The organism is Rhizobium sp. JAB6 (genome assembly GCF_003024605.1).
Lineage (GTDB): Bacteria > Pseudomonadota > Alphaproteobacteria > Rhizobiales > Rhizobiaceae > Rhizobium.
Genome location: NZ_PYJQ01000007.1, coordinates 68,670 through 84,608, shown reverse-complemented (window position 1 = coordinate 84,608; position 15,939 = coordinate 68,670). Strand labels below are relative to the sequence as shown.

Sequence of the window (15,939 nt, the reverse complement as noted above, 5' to 3'; positions counted from 1 at the left end):
CGTTGGCCTTATTCGTCGTTATCACTAACCGGTGAATTATCGACGACGGGCGATACCTTTGCAATTGGCGTGTCGAATTTGCCGGTGCGCCAATCATAAGTCCGATGTCGGGTCCATGGGCGCTGCGGGTTCTCGAATGCGGCTGATATGATGGGCTTGTCGGCGGTAAGGACCATTTCGATGGAGCCGGTTTTGCGCAATGTCGCACCGGTTACGAGCATCGCTCCGGAACGACAATGATCCAGCCGCAGCCGGATGGGCGTCACGATAATATTCCCGGTATCGCAAGCCGCGGGCAGATAGGCAGCATTTTCGATGGTGACCAGTATCGCGCCATTTTTAAGCATGGCTACGCACCAAGATGCCTTCTGGCAGGCAAAGCTGCCCTGCATGGTGCGGTCCAGGGCTTCCGCCATTGCGGTACCGACCGCCTTCTGCTCTTCGTCACTTAATCGTCTGTGCCGCTCCGTCTTGCCGATCTGCGGAAGTCGGTCATCGGCCGCAAGCATGGTCGGCGGCTGATGTTCGGCCGCCACCAGGGCTTTTTGCCATTGCTCGAAGATGAAGGCCTGTGGTCTCTCGCGATTGGTGGCGAGAATGTCATCCTGACGCAAGGCTACGAGGACGCCATCTTCCGAAATCATCAGATCCGGCTTCGGCACGCCGGAGCCGAACGCAGCCATACCGACAGATGACAGCAGCAGCAACAGGCCCAGATGGCGGAGCCGGGTCCGCAACATGCTCATGATCAGGAAGCCGGCTATGAAGGTCGGCATCAGCCAGCCGGGCTGTCGGCCGAAGGTGATGTCGCCTCCCCAGCCTGCCACCGTTTTCGCAATGGCGATCACAAGCGCCAGTCCCTCGCCGGTGACTTTCCAGAACGGTCCATCAATTCCGAAAGGCATCAGCAGCATCGCCATCATGCCGAACGGCATGACGATGAAAGAGACGACGGGCATGGCCGCGAGATTGGCAGCAAGTCCGTATGTCGCCAACCGGTGAAAATGTTCGATCGAAAAGATCGCTGTCGACGCACCGCCGATGAAGGAGGTCGACGTCACGCCTCCGAAGAAGCGCGTGACGAACAGCAAGGGGCTCAACAAACGGATGCGCGAAGCAATGCTTTCACGATGACGCCGCCGTTTCCAGAGCGAATAGCCTGATACCAGCGCCAGCGTTGCGGCGTAGGACATCTGGAAGCTCGGCCCGAGTACCTGAGACGGTGACAAGACGAGGATGACGATGGCTGAGAGCGCCACATTGCGCAGACTGATCGATGGCCGATCGAAAAGCACGGCTACCAGCATAATCGCCATCATGATGAAGGCGCGTTCGGCGGAGACGCCGAAGCCGGAAACAAGGTAATAGGCCGTTACAGTGAGAAGCGCGCCGAAAGCCGCGAACTTCTTGGTCGGCCAAGCCTGGACGGCGCCGGGAAACAGGCTGAACAGATACCGCAGGCCGATATAGAAGATGCCGGCCGACAGCGCCATGTTGAGGCCGGAAATTGCGATGATGTGGGTGAGGGCCCGCAATTCTCAACGCCTCGGTCGTATCCTTGGAGATTGCACGTCTCTCATCGGTGACAAGCGCTGCTGCAAAGGCACCGGTATCGCCGGGCAGGGTTTGCCTGATGCGGTCACCTATGCTGTTGCGCAGGCCCGCGAGCCAGATATCGGCAGCGTCCAGTAACGAACCGGCAGCATTATCACCGGATGGTGACAACAACTCCGGCGTTCCGTAGGCAAAGCCGTTCGCACCGATGCCGTTGAAATAAGAGCTGAAGGCGAAATCGTTGAGACCGGTCAATGCCGGCCCGGCCGGAGGCGTCAGGCGTGCCCTGCCCCGGATTCGGTCACCCAGATCGAATGGCTCCGCCTGCTTGCGCACGAAGAGCGTAACCCGCTGCGGCGCGCGACGGATAGAAGGTTTTTCCGTTGTCTCGACGCGGACGACATAGCGCCAGCGCCCGTTGTCATAGGATTCCCGCCGCTCGATCTGTCCGGTCACGGTCGTCGTCACGGCCGAATCGAGCATCACGGTGGAAGCCCGCCAGCTTTCCCACTGCGCGAGCGCCATGCCCAGGCAGATGAGCATACCGGCAAAAAGTGTATGGTGGAGCAGCCTGCCCGCATCGCGTTTTAGCAAAAAGCCCAAAGCAAACAGGGCGAGGCCTGCAAGAACCGCCTGCGGAGGCGGATCGACTTGTGCCTCGAACCAGATAATCGCCCCCAAGCCCATGTAGATCGGCGCGAAAAGAACAGCACGGCCATGGGCCGCCTCCTCCGCAATCAAGCCGAGGACAATTTGGCCAAGACGCTTCGGAACGTGCAGGAAACGCGACGTCAGCGGCGCCAGATCCTGTGTTCGTTCCCATTGTCCCGCTTTGCCGCGAAGGGCGATCGTGGTGGAAAAGGTGCGAGCTTGCGGGGACGCGGCAACGTCCCTGCTCTCTTCCTGTTGGTCGGATGCCTCCAAATTAGGCACTCGCTGACTGCCCCCACGCCGAATTGCAGCTTACGCGCGATTTTTGCCGTCACCATACAGTGAATTCAACTGAAATCCGCGGGAACAAAGCTCAATTGGGCCTGTTTCCCGGCGTAGCACACACAAGGATGCTTCTGCAGTGCCCAAAAGTTGATACTGCATTGCACAATTCGGCGTTAGGATAACTTGGCATTAGGCTCTGGATCATATAGCTAGTCGGTAGTCGCTTAACCTTTTGGCGCTTTTTATGGCGTCAATCCCGCCAAATCTTGGAGGATCAGCATGACGGAACAAAGCGCGAAACTAACTTGGGGTGAAAAGACGGTGGACCTGCCGGTCAAGACCGGAACCATCGGCCCGAGTGTCATTGATATTGGTGCCCTTTATAAGAACACCTCCACTTTCACTTATGATCCTGGCTTCACCTCCACCGCATCGTGCGAATCGAGCATTACCTATATCGACGGCGACGAAGGCGTTCTGCTGCACCGCGGCTATCCGATCGATCAGCTGGCCGAACACGGCGATTTCCTGGAAGTCTGCTACCTCCTGCTCTACGGCGAACTGCCGACGGCCGCGCAGAAGAAGGACTTCGATTATCGCGTGACCCACCACACGATGGTGCACGAGCAGATGTCGCGCTTCTTCACCGGATTCCGCCGCGACGCGCATCCGATGGCTGTCATGTGCGGCTGTGTCGGCGCGCTCTCGGCCTTCTATCACGATTCCACCGACATCACCGATCCGCACCAGCGCATGGTCGCAAGCCTGCGCATGATCGCCAAGATGCCGACGCTCGCTGCCATGGCCTATAAGTACCATATCGGCCAACCCTTCGTTTATCCGAAGAATGATCTCGACTACGCGTCCAACTTCCTACGCATGTGCTTTGCCGTTCCGTGCGAAGAATATGTGGTCAATCCGGTGCTTGCCCGCGCCATGGACCGCATCTTCATCCTGCATGCCGATCACGAGCAGAACGCTTCCACGTCGACGGTTCGCCTGGCGGGCTCTTCCGGTGCCAATCCGTTCGCCTGCATCGCTGCAGGCATTGCCTGCCTCTGGGGACCGGCTCACGGCGGCGCCAACGAAGCTGCGCTGAATATGCTGAACGAAATCGGCACCGTCGATCGCATTCCGGAATTCATCGCCCGCGCCAAGGACAAGAACGATCCGTTCCGCCTGATGGGCTTTGGCCACCGCGTCTACAAGAACTACGATCCGCGCGCCAAGATCATGCAGAAGACGGCGCACGAGGTTCTCGGCGAACTCGGCATCAAGGACGATCCGTTGCTCGACATCGCGATCGAACTCGAGCGCATCGCTTTGACGGACGAATATTTCATCGAGAAGAAGCTGTATCCGAATGTCGACTTCTATTCCGGCATCACGCTGAAGGCTCTCGGCTTCCCCACGACCATGTTCACCGTTCTGTTCGCTCTTGCCCGCACCGTCGGCTGGATCGCTCAGTGGAACGAAATGATCGAGGATCCGCATCAGCGCATCGGCCGCCCGCGCCAGCTCTATACGGGCGCTCCGCTGCGCGAATATGTGCCTGTTTCCAAGCGCTAAGCTTCGGTATTCAAACAAAAAACCGGTCAGCGATGACCGGTTTTTTTATGGGCTAAAACATCCAGAACGATCTGCGCCGCCTTATCGCCGGGCGGCTCCTTCGTCTGTATTCGCTGCCAGACCAGATCATAGCCAGCAAGCATCGCCGCGCGTTCCGGTGTATCGCTCGACAGCCGCTCCATATAACGAGCGAGCATGCCCGGCCGCAGAACATCATTGATAAGCTCCGGCAGAACGGCATAGTCGGCGATGAGGTTCGGCAAGGCTGCCGTCCAGATCTTGATGCGCGACAGCACGAATTTCGCCAGCCACTCGGTCTTATAGGTCGAGACCACCGGAACGCCGGCTAGGCCCAGCTCCAGAATCACCGTGCCGGAGGCGGCCATGGCAGCATCGGCCTCAGCAAAAGCGCTCCACTTGGCATCATGGCCGACTACTATATCCGGCTTGAGCTGCCAATTCGCCGTCAACGAGCGAACCAGCGCCTCCTGCTTCGGCACTGTCGGCAGCAGAAAACGGATATTATTATTTCGCCGACTAAGTTCTTCGGTAGCCCGCTCAAAAACGGGAAGAAGTTGCCTTATCTCCGATGCACGCGATCCAGGCAAAAGCAAGATCGTCTTCAGCACATCAGCGTCGCCGAGACCGCGCAAGGCCCGCTTACGGCGAGTTTCCACCAGATTGCTGTCCACCGTCAGGCGATGACCGACATAGGTGGTTGTCGGCCCGCCCAGACGCTGCATCGCAGCAGGCTCGAAGGGCAAGACGGCCAGCACATGGTCGACATAGGCGAGCATCTGCTGCGCGCGATATTCCTTCCACGCCCAGACGCTAGGGCACACGTAATCGACAACAGGCAGGTCGGGCAAAGCCTTACGCACGCGCTTGGCAACACGGTGGGTGAAATCCGGACTATCGATGATCACAAGCACATCCGGTTTTGCGGCAATGATCGCATCTGCCGTCTGTCGGATGCGGCCCAGTAGCTTTGGCAGCCGCTTGATGACCTGAATGAAGCCCATGATCGAGAGCTCGGAATAATCGAAAAGCGAGCGCAGGCCCTGCGCCTCCAGCGCCTCGCCTCCGACACCCACCAGTTCGACCGGACCATGGTGACGCCGCTTCAGGGCCGCGACCAGATCACCGCCCAGCAGATCGCCGGAGACTTCCCCGGCAACAACGGCAAGCTTCAAAGAGGCTGCGCTCACATGAAGCCCTCCGCGCTCAGGCCTCGATCGATGCCACAGACGAAAATACTCGCCTCATCCGCAGCGGCGATCACGGCTTGCCGGTCGAGGATCAGCGCTCTGCCGGCTTCGACCGCAATACCGGCGAGCCCCGCCTTCTTGGCGTTCGCTATCGTGGAAACACCGATCGACGGCAGATCGGCCCGGATATCCTGCTGCGGCTTGCAGAGTTTGACGAGCACGCCGCGCCGGCGCGTCGATATGCGTCCGGCCGCACGGAGCTCGGCAACTCGCTCGATCATCTTATCGGTGCCTTCGGCGCCTTCAAGCGCGACAACGCGGCCGCCGACGCTGACGGCGCCTTGCCCGACATCCAGAAGCCCCAGCGCATCCGCGGCCCTTGCGCCCTGGGCGATATCGCGGATATCCTCGTCCGCCGGCAAGACTTTTCCCAAAGGACCTGTCGTCGCCAGGAGATCCGGCGCAATTTCATGCGCACCCACCACGCGAACGCCTCCAGCCTCGATCAGTCGTATGACCATCTGCAGAACGGCGTTGTCCCCTCCCGAAAGAAGGGTGCGGATGGTGGAGGGCAATTCCTTGATCACACGCCAAGTCGGATGCACCTGCCGCCAAGAGGGACGCCGGGCAACACCACCCGACATAACGACGCGATCGACGCCATGCCGGCGGAACATCGCCTCGAGACCGGCGAAATTGCCGACGCCGAGATTGGCATGATCAAAAGCGGACCAGTCGCGGTCGGCTTCGTCAGTCAAAGCGATGATAACGGGGTTTTCACCGGCCTGACGGGCGGCGTCGGCGACGTAAACCGGCAAAAGCCCACTGCCCGCGATGATCGCCAGCCTGCCCTTGCCGTTTTCGCTGGCCGAAACCACCCTCAGCTCTTGCCGCGATTCGGCGATGAAAGCGCGCGGTCGCTGTCGGCAGCAATGAAATCGAGAATTTCAATTACTTCTTTGCAATCGGCATATTCTTCGCGGATAGCGACCGCATTTTCGCGGATGGATCCTTCGCCTTCGAAGATGCTCTTGTAGGCACGGCGAACCCGGTGAATGACGGCGCGATCTATTCCTGCGCGGGTCATCCCGACGACATTCAGCCCGGACAACACGCCGGGATTGCCGTTCAACATGCCGTAAGGGATGACATCGTAGCTGGCAGCCGTAAGGCCCCCGATGAAGGCTTGCCTGCCGATACGGGTGAACTGGTGCACCGCGCAGCCGCCGCCAAGAATGGCGCGGTCTTCGATGGTAACGTGTCCGGCCAGCATGACGTTGTTCGACATGATGACATTGTTGCCGACGCGGCAATCATGCGCGACGTGCGAATTGGCGAGGAACAGGTTGTTGTTGCCGACGATCGTCCTGCCGCCGTAATCGGCCGTACCGGTGTTGATCGTCACGCCCTCACGGATCGTGCAGTTCTCGCCGACGTCAAGCGTCGTCTCTTCGCCGTGATGATGAACGCTCTGCGGATCACCGCCGACAACCGCCATCGGAAAGATCTTCGTTCCCTTGCCGAGCGTAGTACGGCCGGTCACGACAGCATTGTTGAGCAGCTGAACATTGTCATGCAGCACCACCTTGGGACCGACATAGCAGAACGGACCGATCGTCACACCTTCGCCGATGACTGCGCCATCCTCGACGACCGCCAGCTTGTGGATGCGGGCGCTTTTTGCAATGCTGCTCATGCCTGTTCCTGATCCTTCCGCACGATCATCGCACCGATATCGGCCTCAGCGACCAGAGAACCGTCCACCTTGGCATCGCAATGGAATTTCCAAATAGTGCCGCGCTGCTTCTGCTTGACGACGTGGAACTCGACGCGATCACCCGGAACGACAGGCTTGCGGAAACGGGCATTGTCGATCGTCATGAAGTAGACGAGATTGCCGCCGATGCCGTCCTTGCGGGCGCAGATCGCACCGGCAGTCTGCGCCATGCCTTCGATGAGCAGCACGCCCGGCATGATCGGCGATTCCGGAAAATGACCGGTGAATTGCGGCTCGTTCGCCGTCACGTTCTTGATGCCGATCGCGGAATTATCGCTATCGATCTCGATGATCTTGTCGACCATCAAGAAAGGATAGCGATGCGGCAAAAGCTTCATAATTTCTATGATGTCAGCCGACGACAGCGATGTCTTGGCTTCCTCAGTCATGCTCCGCACTCCCGTCTTTCTTGTCTCTGGCTCCTGACCGCTTCGCGATCTCCGCCGATTCCCTTAGAAAATCCCAAAGCGGCCTCGCCGGAAGCCCTGCATAGCGCTCACCCGCCGGGATGCTGTTCATCACGCCGCTCTTAGCACCGATCTGCACGCCGTCGCCGATGTGGATATGCCCGTTGAGCCCTGCCTGACCGCCAATCTGTACGCCATCGCCGATCACCGTACTTCCGGCTATACCGACCTGGCTGACGATAGCACAGTGGCGGCCAATGCGAACGTTATGTCCAATCTGGACCTGATTGTCGATCTTCGTGCCTTCGCCGATCACGGTATCATCCATGGTGCCGCGATCGATCGTCGTATTGGCACCGATCTCGACATTGTCCTGGATGATGACGCGGCCGATCTGCACGATCTTGACCATGCCGCGCGGCCCGGGCGCATAGCCAAACCCGTCCTGGCCGATCCGTGCGCCATTATGGATGATGACGCCGTTACCGAGATAGGCGCAAAGGATGCTCGCGCCCCCACCGATGCTGCAATTGCGCCCGATTTTAACGCCCGGCCCAATGAGAGCATTGGGGCCGATGTAGGTCCCCTCGCCGATCTCCGCGCCAGGACCGATGATCGCACCCGGCTCGATGCCGATATTGGCTTCCAGCTTCGCGGTCGCATCGATCGTTGCAGCCGGCGAAATCGCCGCCGGGTTCGCGGTGAACGCGACCGGCCGCATGGCTTGCGGATGCAGCAACGCACCGGCAATGGCGAAATCCGTATGAGGCTTCTTCGACAGAAGCACCGGGATATGATCGGGAACGAAAGATTTCAGCGCCGGAAGACAAATGATCGCCGAAGCTTTGCAGGTCTCCAGCTCAGCACGATTCTTTCGGGATAGGATATAGCAAATATCACCCTCGCCGGCCCGATATACGGGGGCGATAGACCTGATCACGACCTCCGAGGAGGCCGCATCAGCCAGTTCCGCCCCAAGATGCTCAGCCAGTTGTTTCAAGCTGACGCCACCATGGAGCGGGAAAAAACCAGTATGTTCCATAAGCACCAGCTCCAGAACGGTGTTCAAGCCCGCAGTTCTGGACTGCCGATATCAGAACTGGTTGGCGATGCCAAACCGGAAATTCTCAGTCTTGTCGTAATCTTCCTTCAAGACCGGTACGGCATAGTCGACGCGGATGACACCGAACGGCGACGACCAGATCAGACCAGCACCGAGCGATGCGCGGATCGAGCTGTCGTTGTGAAGCGTATCTCCGAAGAGATTCGCCTTGTTGCCGTAGAGCGTGCCCGCATCGGCGAAGGCTGCGATACGCAGACCGATATCCTGGGGAACACCCGGCATCGGCATGCTTGCTTCCGCCGAAGCCGTGAAGTAGGTCGTGCCACCGAGCGGATCGCCATGCGACGAACGTGGACCGATACCTGCATTCTCGAAGCCGCGGATTTCACGGCCGCCGAGCGTGAACTGATCGAAGACGTTCAGCTTGCCATTCGTCGGCATCACATAGCCGGCGCCGACCGTCAGCGAGCCGATGATATCGGCTTCGTCGCTGATCATCTGGTAGTAGCGAGCCTTGCCGCTCAGCTTGTAGAAGTCGGAGTCGCCGCCGAGACCCGCGAATTCATGCGTGAACTTGGCGATAATACCCTCACGCGGAAGATTCTGATCGTCCAGCGTGTTGTAGGTGAAGGTCTGCGAAACCGTCGACTGTACCCAAGGACCGTTCTCGACGAGGTTGAGATACGGAGCCGAAAGATTGTTCTGCCAATCGTTCGTGCCGTCATAGGTCAGGCGCTTGTAGTTATAGCGCAGGGTCGTTGCCAGGTTCTCGGTGATCGGCGCGGTGACGCGCAGCGAGAAGCCCTCTTCCGAATAATCGTAGTAATCGTCGCTCGACGTCTGATTCTTGAAGATATCGAAACCGGCAGCCAGACGATAACCGAGGAAATAAGGCTCGGTGAACGAGATGTTGTAGGTACGATTACCTTCGGTACCGGCACCTGCGGCGAGGCGGATGTACTGACCGCGACCGAGGAAGTTCTTTTCTTCGACCGAGGCCTCGAGAAGCAGACCACCATTGTTGCCGACGGCGTAACCGGCACCGATACCGAACGAACCGGTCGGCTGATCTTCGACATTGACGATGACGATGACGCGGTCCGGAGCACTACCCTGAGCCGTCGAGATATCGACCTTAGTGAAATAGCCGAGCGCATCGAGGCGACGCTTGGCGCGCGTGATCATTTCCTGGTTGAAGGCATCGCCCTCGTTGAGATCGAACTCGCGGCGGATGACGTAATCGCGCGTACGGGTGTTGCCGCGGATTTCGATACGCTCGACATAGGCGCGCTCGCCCTGATCGACGAGATATTCGATGCCGATCGTGTGACCGGAAAGATCGCGGTTACCACGCGGCGTGATGCGCGCGAACGGATAGCCGGCAGCCGCGACGCGCTTGGAAATGTTCTCGATCGAAGTCTGGATATCCTTGGCGCTGTAGACATCGCCCTTGTGGGTGATGACGAGGCCCTTCAGCTCGTCGGCATTGATGCCTTCGACCGTCGAGATGACGTTGATGTCGCCGTAGGTATAGCGCGGACCTTCATCGACGTTGAAGTTCAGCGTGTATTCGTTGCTCTGCTCGTTCAGCGTCGCATCGGCGCTGACGACGCGGAAATCGGCATAACCGTGATTGTAATAGAACTGACGCAGCTGATCCTGGTCAGCCTGCAGACGCTCGGGGCTGTAGACGTCCTTACGTGTCAGGAACGACAGGAAGTTGCTCTTCTTCGTGCCGATGACCGAAGCAAGACGACCACCGCTATAAGCCTGGTTACCCGAGAAATTGATCTTGTCGATCTTGGTACGCTCGCCTTCGTTGATGACGAAGGCTACGTTCAGACGGCCCGGCGCGACCTCGGCGGTCTGCGTCGTCACCTGCACATCGTTACGGCCGATGGAGGCATAGGCATCCTTGATGGTCTTGACGTCAGCCTGAACGGTGGCCTCGTTATACGGGCCCGCAGCATGCGTCTGGACGATGCCCTGAAGCTTGTCGTCCTTGATCTTGCGGTTGCCGTTGAAGACCACAGCGTTGATGAGCTTGTTTTCGCTGACCGATACGACCAGCGTGCTGCCCGAAACGGTAATGTGGACATCGGAGAAATACCCGGTGGCATAGAGCTGCTTCACCGAAGCATCAATGTCACTGGCGGAGAAGCTCTTGCCGGGCTTGATCGTGATATTATCCCGAACGGCTGTCGCACCGACGCGCCCAGCACCGCGAACATCAACCCGCTGAATGACAGCTGCTTCAGCGACGGAAGCAGAGGCAAGGGTGATCACACCAGCGCCCGACGCAACAACACCTGCAGACAGCGCTACCGCCGACACTGCGTTCAAAAATTTTGAACCAGCCTTCATTTCACTTCTTACCTTTTTTCAATCGTCCCCAGCCTCGAGCGAACCCGATTCCGGCCACGTGTGTCGTTTTACCCGCTTTTGACATACAAGCAAGGGAGCACGTTAATTTCTGTTTACTTCATTTCAAAGCGTGGCTCATTCGCCACTACGGCTTTGAAACATCGTAAATAAATCGTAATTTCCTCTCGTCGCCCCACTAGCCTATTCTGGAACTAATATCGTTCCAGGTCGCAAACACCATGAGTGAGAGCACCATCGCAAATCCGATCCGGAAAGCGATATCCTGCGCCCGTGCACCCAGAGGTTTTCCCCTTACAGCTTCAATCGCATAGAACATCAGATGGCCGCCATCAAGTACCGGGACCGGCATCAAATTTAATAACCCTATTGAAACAGAAAGTATGGCGGCAAACTGAAGCACCGCGGCAAGGCCCAGAGTTGCCATCTGCCCGGAAAGCTGCGCAACCCGAATCGGCCCGCCGAGCTGATCGGCCTTCATGTATCCGCCAATGACGTTGCCGAGATATTCGAAGGTGCCGGAAACGATGCTGCCGGTCTGCTTCACGCCTTCGGAAAGCGCCCGCAGCGGCCCATAGGCCTCGTAACGCAGTCTGATCGGCTTCTGTCCGTCGCCGATTCCGATCGTGGCTATCTCAACCCGAGCGCCAAAGACATCGGTGTCCTCCGACTTTTTCGGCGTCACGGTCACGTCGCGTTGCTGACCGTTGCGTTCCACTGACAGCGTGACAGGCTTGTCGGCATGAGCGGCCGCATAACGCTGCACCTCGCCGATAGAACCGACCTCACGTCCATCCACAGAAAGAATGCGGTCACCGAGCTCCAGGCCTGCCGTCTCGGCCGGACTGTCAGCGCCGATCGACGCGATCAACGGATCGATCGGCGCGATGCCGATGCTGCCGACACCCTTCTTGTTGCCGGCCGCATCCGTGTCCGCCAATGTTTCGGTCGTCATGGCGAAATCGCGGATCGTGCCATTACGCTGAACGGTCAGCACGATGCTCTTGCCGGGGCGCTCGGCGATGTAGCGGCCGATATCGTAATAGGTGGCAGCATTGTTGCCGTCGACTGCAATCAGGCGGTCTCCCGCCTGCACGCCGGCCTTCGCCGCCGGTCCGGCCGGCTCCACGGCAGTGACGACCGGATCAACCAGTGCAATGCCGATACGCCCCATTTCCATCTTGTTGCCGAACTGATCCGTATCCTCCACCAGCTTCGGCACGATTCGGAAATCGCGGTTCTGGCCGTCGCGGTCGACGGTCAGGACAATGGTGCGGCCGGGGCGCAGGCCGACATAGCGCTGCACCTCATCAAAGGTCGTCACTTTGTTGCCGTCGATGGCGATCAGGCGGTCGCCTGGCTCGATGCCGGCCTCCGCGGCGGCTCCGTCACGTGTCACCATGGCAACGACGGGATCGGCGACCGTGCGCCCGTAGACGCTGAAAAGAACGGCGAAAATCGCAATGGCGAGGAGAAAATTGGCGATCGGGCCTGCAGCCACGGTTGCTGCCCGCTTCCAGAGCTTGGCGCCGGCGAAGGATTGGGCGCGCTCCTCCTCCGTCATGGCCGACAGCTGATCCACGTCGGTTTTGCTGGAGGCATCCTCGTCACCGAAGAATCGCACATAACCGCCGAGGGGAATGAGGGAGAGCTTCCAGCGCGTGCCGTGCCCGTCGGTAAATCCGGCGATTTCCGGCCCGAAGCCGATCGAAAAAGCCATGATACGGATGCCAGACCAGCGTCCCACCAGATAATGGCCCATCTCGTGCACGAAAACGAGCAGCGACAGCACAAAAACGAATGTGATGACGTTGTTCGTCAAGAAACCGATGAAGCCAGCCGCGCTACCCATGCAACGATCCTGTTCGTGTTGGAGCAGTTCGGCTTTCAGGGAAGCTCCGAACCCCTCCATCTTTTCTGTTTTCCCGCAACTCCGGATGGAAAACCGCTGGGCACTTTTCCTGGAATTGCTCTAGTATCAGACCCCGAGCAGAACGCCGCCCAATGAAATGGTCTCGCCGCTCATTGTCAGCGAGATTACGATAGCCAACAAAAACGCCGCAAAACAAGCAAAAATTAGTCCATCCACCCGATCCATGACGCCGCCATGACCGGGAATGAGATGGCTGGAGTCTTTCACGCCAAAACGACGCTTGATGAAAGACTCGAATAGATCGCCGATCTGGCTGCAAATGGACAGCATCAGAGCGAGCGCAGGAATCCATAAACCATCCGCGAGGAAATAGCGCCAGACGATCGCCGTACCGACGATCACGGCCGCAATTGCACCGCCGATCGCGCCCGACCACGTCTTGCCCGGCGATATGCGAGGCGCGAGTTTCGGGCCGCCGATCGCGCGGCCGACGAAATAGGCGAAGATATCGGTTGCCCAAACGGTGGCGAAGATGAACAGCATCAGCACGAATCCGCGCAGACCGTCGTCGCGAATCTCTGCGAGAGCGATCACGGTCAATCCGGAATAGAATATTCCTCCGGGAAGCCACCAGCTCTTTTGCCGCACGGCGACCATGATCCCCGTGACGACGACGAACGCAGCCAGAACCTCCATGGAATAAACCGAAGCGTCCATCGCCGTCGCGGCGGCAATCAATACGAGACCGAGCCAGCCGAGCGCGTTTCCCTGAGGATCGCCTCCGTGCAGGTCCGTCATTGTCGACCATTCATAGTAGACAAGCAGGCCGATTGTCGCAGCCAAAAGGCGAAAACCCAAGCCGCCATACCAGGTGGCGGCAAGAACGATGACGGCAAGGACGATGCCGGAGATGATGCGCAGCCTGAGTTCGCGGCTCATCAGGACCCCACGGCCGCCGCCTGCTTGGCGGAAAGGCCGCCAAAACGCCGGTCGCGTGCAGCATATTTCTCGAGCGCGGAGAAGAAGAGCTCGCGGCTGAAATCAGGCCAATAATCCGGCACGAACATGAATTCCGAATAAGCCGCCTGCCACAGCAGGAAATTCGAGAGCCGCTCCTCGCCGCTCGTGCGGATTATGAGATCCGGATCGGGAATACCCGCCGTGTCCATGCGGGCATCGACCAACTCCGGCGTAATGTCCTGCGGGCGCAGCCTTCCGGCTTCGACATCCTTGGCAAGACTTACGAAGGCACGCGTGATTTCGTCACGCGAGCCGTAGTTGAAGGCAATGACGAGCGTCAGGGCCGTGTTGTTCCTGGTGGTCTCCTCCGCTTCGATCAGCAAGGGCAGGATATCGCCGCGCAGGCCCGTGCGATCGCCGATGACACGGATGCGGACGTTCTGGCGATGAAGTTCGGCAAGGTCCCTCCGGATGAAGGCCTTGAGGAGGCCAAGGAGATCGCTGACCTCCGCCTCGGGCCGGCGCCAGTTCTCCGAAGAGAAGGCGAACAGCGTCAGATATTTTATGCCGATGTCGCCTGCCGCCCGCACCGTCTCCCGAACCGCCTCCACGCCCTTGCGATGACCCATGGTGCGCGGCAGGCCGCGCGCATTGGCCCAGCGACCGTTGCCATCCATGATGATGGCAACGTGTTCAGGTACGACAGGCAACGTAGGAGTTGACATATGGGTCCGGTTTCGTTCAGCGGAAGATGCTAAGGCTTCGTAATCTAGGGCGCGGTCGCGGCATTCAACGTTGCGAGAATTGAAAGCTCGACACTCCCCAGCGTACGATCAGACGTGCATGATTTCCTTTTCCTTGTCCGCTAGCAAGCGGTCGATTTCCGAAATCGTCTCATCCGTCATTTTCTGCACACGTTCGGAGAGCGAGCGGCTCTCGTCCTGACCGATTACGCCATCCTTTTCGGCCTTTTTGAGGCCATCCATGCCATCGCGGCGCACGTGGCGAATCGCCACCTTCGCCTTTTCGGCATATTCGTGGGCCACCTTCACCAGGGAACGACGACGCTCTTCATTGAGTTCCGGCAGCGGGATGCGCAGATTCTGGCCATCGACGATGGGATTGAGGCCGAGATTGGATTCGCGGATGGCGCGCTCGACGGCGCCGACCATCGACTTGTCCCACACCGACACGGTCAGCATGCGCGGCTCCGGCACGGTGATGTTGGCCACCTGGTTCAGCGGCATGCGCGAGCCATAGGCTTCGATCGTGACCGGATCGAGGATGTTGGCGGATGCGCGTCCGGTGCGCAGCGAGGCGATGTCGCTCTTGAATGCAGCGATGGCGCCGTCCATGCGGCGCTTCAGTTCCTTGAGGTCGGTGCCTTCACTCATGTTTATACTCCCGTCAGATAAGGCGACGCCGGGCACGCCTGGCGCCACAGGAACGTCAATTGTCTGATACGATGGTCTTGCGGCCGCCGCCGGTCAAGATTTCCGCAAAGCCGCCCTTCTCGTGAATGGAGAAGACGACGATCGGAATGGAATTTTCACGTGCAAGCGCCACGGCCGCCACATCCATGACGGCCAACCCCTTTTCGAGCACCTGACTGTGGGTCAGATGTTCGAAGCGCTCGGCATCGGGGAACTTCTTAGGATCGGCCGAATAGATACCGTCGACCTGCGTGCCCTTGAAGATCGCTTCGGCGCCCATTTCGGCAGCCCGCAGCGCCGCGGCGGAATCGGTCGTGAAGAAGGGATTGCCGGTGCCGCCGGCGAAGATCACCACGCGGCCGAGGGACAGGTGGTAGAGCGTCGCGCGCTGCGAGAAGCTTTCGCAGATTTCAGGCATGGAGATCGCCGAAAGCACGACGGTGTCGATATTGAGCTTGCGCAGCGATGTTGCGAGCGCCAATGCGTTTATAACGGTACCGAGCATGCCCATATGGTCGCCGGTCACGCGGTCGCCGCCCTTGGAGGCCACGGCAACGCCGCGAAAGATATTGCCGCCGCCGACCACGACACCGACCTCGACACCCATTTCGCGCGCCTGCGCGATATCACCGGCAATCCGGTCCGCGACGGTGACATCGATACCGAAACCCTGGCTGCCCATCAGAGCTTCACCGGAGGCCTTGAGCAACACGCGCTTGTAGATCGGCTGGGACATCGTAGCTCCTTGAAGTGATCACCGGGGAATGAATGTGAATG

At 59.1% G+C, this 15,939-nt stretch carries 13 protein-coding genes and 1 pseudogene; 1 reads left to right on the top strand and 13 read right to left on the bottom strand.

Features of this window, described 5'->3' with window-relative positions:
* Positions 1–8 precede the first annotated feature (8 nt).
* Entirely contained in the window at positions 9–1,493 is a 1,485-nt protein-coding gene (locus C7U61_RS19635; RefSeq protein ID WP_245410777.1) for a ComEC/Rec2 family competence protein, read from the bottom strand.
* Positions 1,494–1,794: 301 nt separating this feature from the next.
* Positions 1,795–2,241, bottom strand: a pseudogene (locus C7U61_RS19630) (DUF4131 domain-containing protein); the annotation flags it as partial.
* A gap of 528 nt (positions 2,242–2,769) precedes the next feature.
* Between C7U61_RS19630 and gltA the strand changes: the two are divergent.
* Positions 2,770–4,059: a citrate synthase gene (gene gltA / locus C7U61_RS09140; protein WP_015339806.1), complete on the top strand. Its 1,290-nt coding sequence runs from the start codon at positions 2,770–2,772 to the stop codon at positions 4,057–4,059.
* A 26-nt stretch (positions 4,060–4,085) separates the two neighbouring features.
* Here the strand turns inward: gltA and lpxB are convergent, their stop codons facing one another.
* The 11 genes from lpxB to pyrH all read right to left on the bottom strand — a co-directional run bounded on the left by lpxB (position 4,086) and on the right by pyrH (position 15,898).
* Positions 4,086–5,267, bottom strand: coding sequence for a lipid-A-disaccharide synthase (gene lpxB, locus C7U61_RS09135; protein ID WP_106997789.1), 1,182 nt, complete (start codon positions 5,265–5,267; stop codon positions 4,086–4,088).
* Positions 5,264–6,145: an LpxI family protein gene (locus C7U61_RS09130; RefSeq protein WP_106997788.1), complete on the bottom strand. Its 882-nt coding sequence runs from the start codon at positions 6,143–6,145 to the stop codon at positions 5,264–5,266. Before C7U61_RS09130 ends, lpxB begins: the two co-directional genes overlap by 4 nt.
* A gap of 2 nt (positions 6,146–6,147) precedes the next feature.
* Positions 6,148–6,963 (bottom strand): acyl-ACP--UDP-N-acetylglucosamine O-acyltransferase, encoded by an 816-nt coding sequence (lpxA, locus tag C7U61_RS09125; protein ID WP_106997787.1) that lies wholly within the window; start codon positions 6,961–6,963, stop codon positions 6,148–6,150.
* Complete coding sequence (fabZ, locus tag C7U61_RS09120) at positions 6,960–7,433, bottom strand: 3-hydroxyacyl-ACP dehydratase FabZ (RefSeq protein WP_106997786.1); 474 nt, start codon at positions 7,431–7,433, stop codon at positions 6,960–6,962. Before fabZ ends, lpxA begins: the two co-directional genes overlap by 4 nt.
* On the bottom strand, positions 7,426–8,493 hold the full coding sequence (gene lpxD / locus C7U61_RS09115; RefSeq protein WP_106997785.1) for a UDP-3-O-(3-hydroxymyristoyl)glucosamine N-acyltransferase: 1,068 nt from the start codon (positions 8,491–8,493) through the stop codon (positions 7,426–7,428). Before lpxD ends, fabZ begins: the two co-directional genes overlap by 8 nt.
* Positions 8,494–8,544: 51 nt before the next feature.
* Complete coding sequence (gene bamA, locus C7U61_RS09110) at positions 8,545–10,878, bottom strand: outer membrane protein assembly factor BamA (protein ID WP_106997784.1); 2,334 nt, start codon at positions 10,876–10,878, stop codon at positions 8,545–8,547.
* 196 nt (positions 10,879–11,074) lie between these two features.
* Entirely contained in the window at positions 11,075–12,748 is a 1,674-nt protein-coding gene (rseP, locus tag C7U61_RS09105; protein ID WP_106997941.1) for an RIP metalloprotease RseP, read from the bottom strand.
* Positions 12,749–12,874: 126 nt separating this feature from the next.
* Positions 12,875–13,708: a phosphatidate cytidylyltransferase gene (locus tag C7U61_RS09100; protein ID WP_106997783.1), complete on the bottom strand. Its 834-nt coding sequence runs from the start codon at positions 13,706–13,708 to the stop codon at positions 12,875–12,877.
* A complete protein-coding gene (locus tag C7U61_RS09095; protein ID WP_106997782.1) occupies positions 13,708–14,454 on the bottom strand; it encodes an isoprenyl transferase in 747 nt (248 codons plus the stop codon). The genes C7U61_RS09100 and C7U61_RS09095 overlap by 1 nt, the downstream gene beginning before the upstream one ends.
* Before the next feature lie 108 nt (positions 14,455–14,562).
* Positions 14,563–15,123: a ribosome recycling factor gene (gene frr / locus C7U61_RS09090; protein ID WP_106997781.1), complete on the bottom strand. Its 561-nt coding sequence runs from the start codon at positions 15,121–15,123 to the stop codon at positions 14,563–14,565.
* Positions 15,124–15,178: 55 nt separating this feature from the next.
* A complete protein-coding gene (gene pyrH / locus C7U61_RS09085; protein ID WP_106997780.1) occupies positions 15,179–15,898 on the bottom strand; it encodes a UMP kinase in 720 nt (239 codons plus the stop codon).
* Positions 15,899–15,939 lie beyond the last annotated feature (41 nt).

Excerpts from the sequence above, each read along its gene's own strand:
- C7U61_RS19635 (WP_245410777.1), bottom strand. The coding sequence starts at position 1,493 with ATGGCGCTGTCGGCCGGCATCTTCTATATCGGCCTGCGGTATCTGTTC.
- gltA (WP_015339806.1), top strand. The coding sequence starts at position 2,770 with ATGACGGAACAAAGCGCGAAACTAACTTGGGGTGAAAAGACGGTGGAC.
- lpxA (WP_106997787.1), bottom strand. The coding sequence starts at position 6,963 with ATGAGCAGCATTGCAAAAAGCGCCCGCATCCACAAGCTGGCGGTCGTC.
- fabZ (WP_106997786.1), bottom strand. The coding sequence starts at position 7,433 with ATGACTGAGGAAGCCAAGACATCGCTGTCGTCGGCTGACATCATAGAA.
- lpxD (WP_106997785.1), bottom strand. The coding sequence starts at position 8,493 with ATGGAACATACTGGTTTTTTCCCGCTCCATGGTGGCGTCAGCTTGAAA.
- bamA (WP_106997784.1), bottom strand. The coding sequence starts at position 10,878 with ATGAAGGCTGGTTCAAAATTTTTGAACGCAGTGTCGGCGGTAGCGCTG.
- rseP (WP_106997941.1), bottom strand. The coding sequence starts at position 12,748 with ATGGGTAGCGCGGCTGGCTTCATCGGTTTCTTGACGAACAACGTCATC.
- C7U61_RS09100 (WP_106997783.1), bottom strand. The coding sequence starts at position 13,708 with ATGAGCCGCGAACTCAGGCTGCGCATCATCTCCGGCATCGTCCTTGCC.
- C7U61_RS09095 (WP_106997782.1), bottom strand. The coding sequence starts at position 14,454 with ATGTCAACTCCTACGTTGCCTGTCGTACCTGAACACGTTGCCATCATC.
- frr (WP_106997781.1), bottom strand. The coding sequence starts at position 15,123 with ATGAGTGAAGGCACCGACCTCAAGGAACTGAAGCGCCGCATGGACGGC.
- pyrH (WP_106997780.1), bottom strand. The coding sequence starts at position 15,898 with ATGTCCCAGCCGATCTACAAGCGCGTGTTGCTCAAGGCCTCCGGTGAA.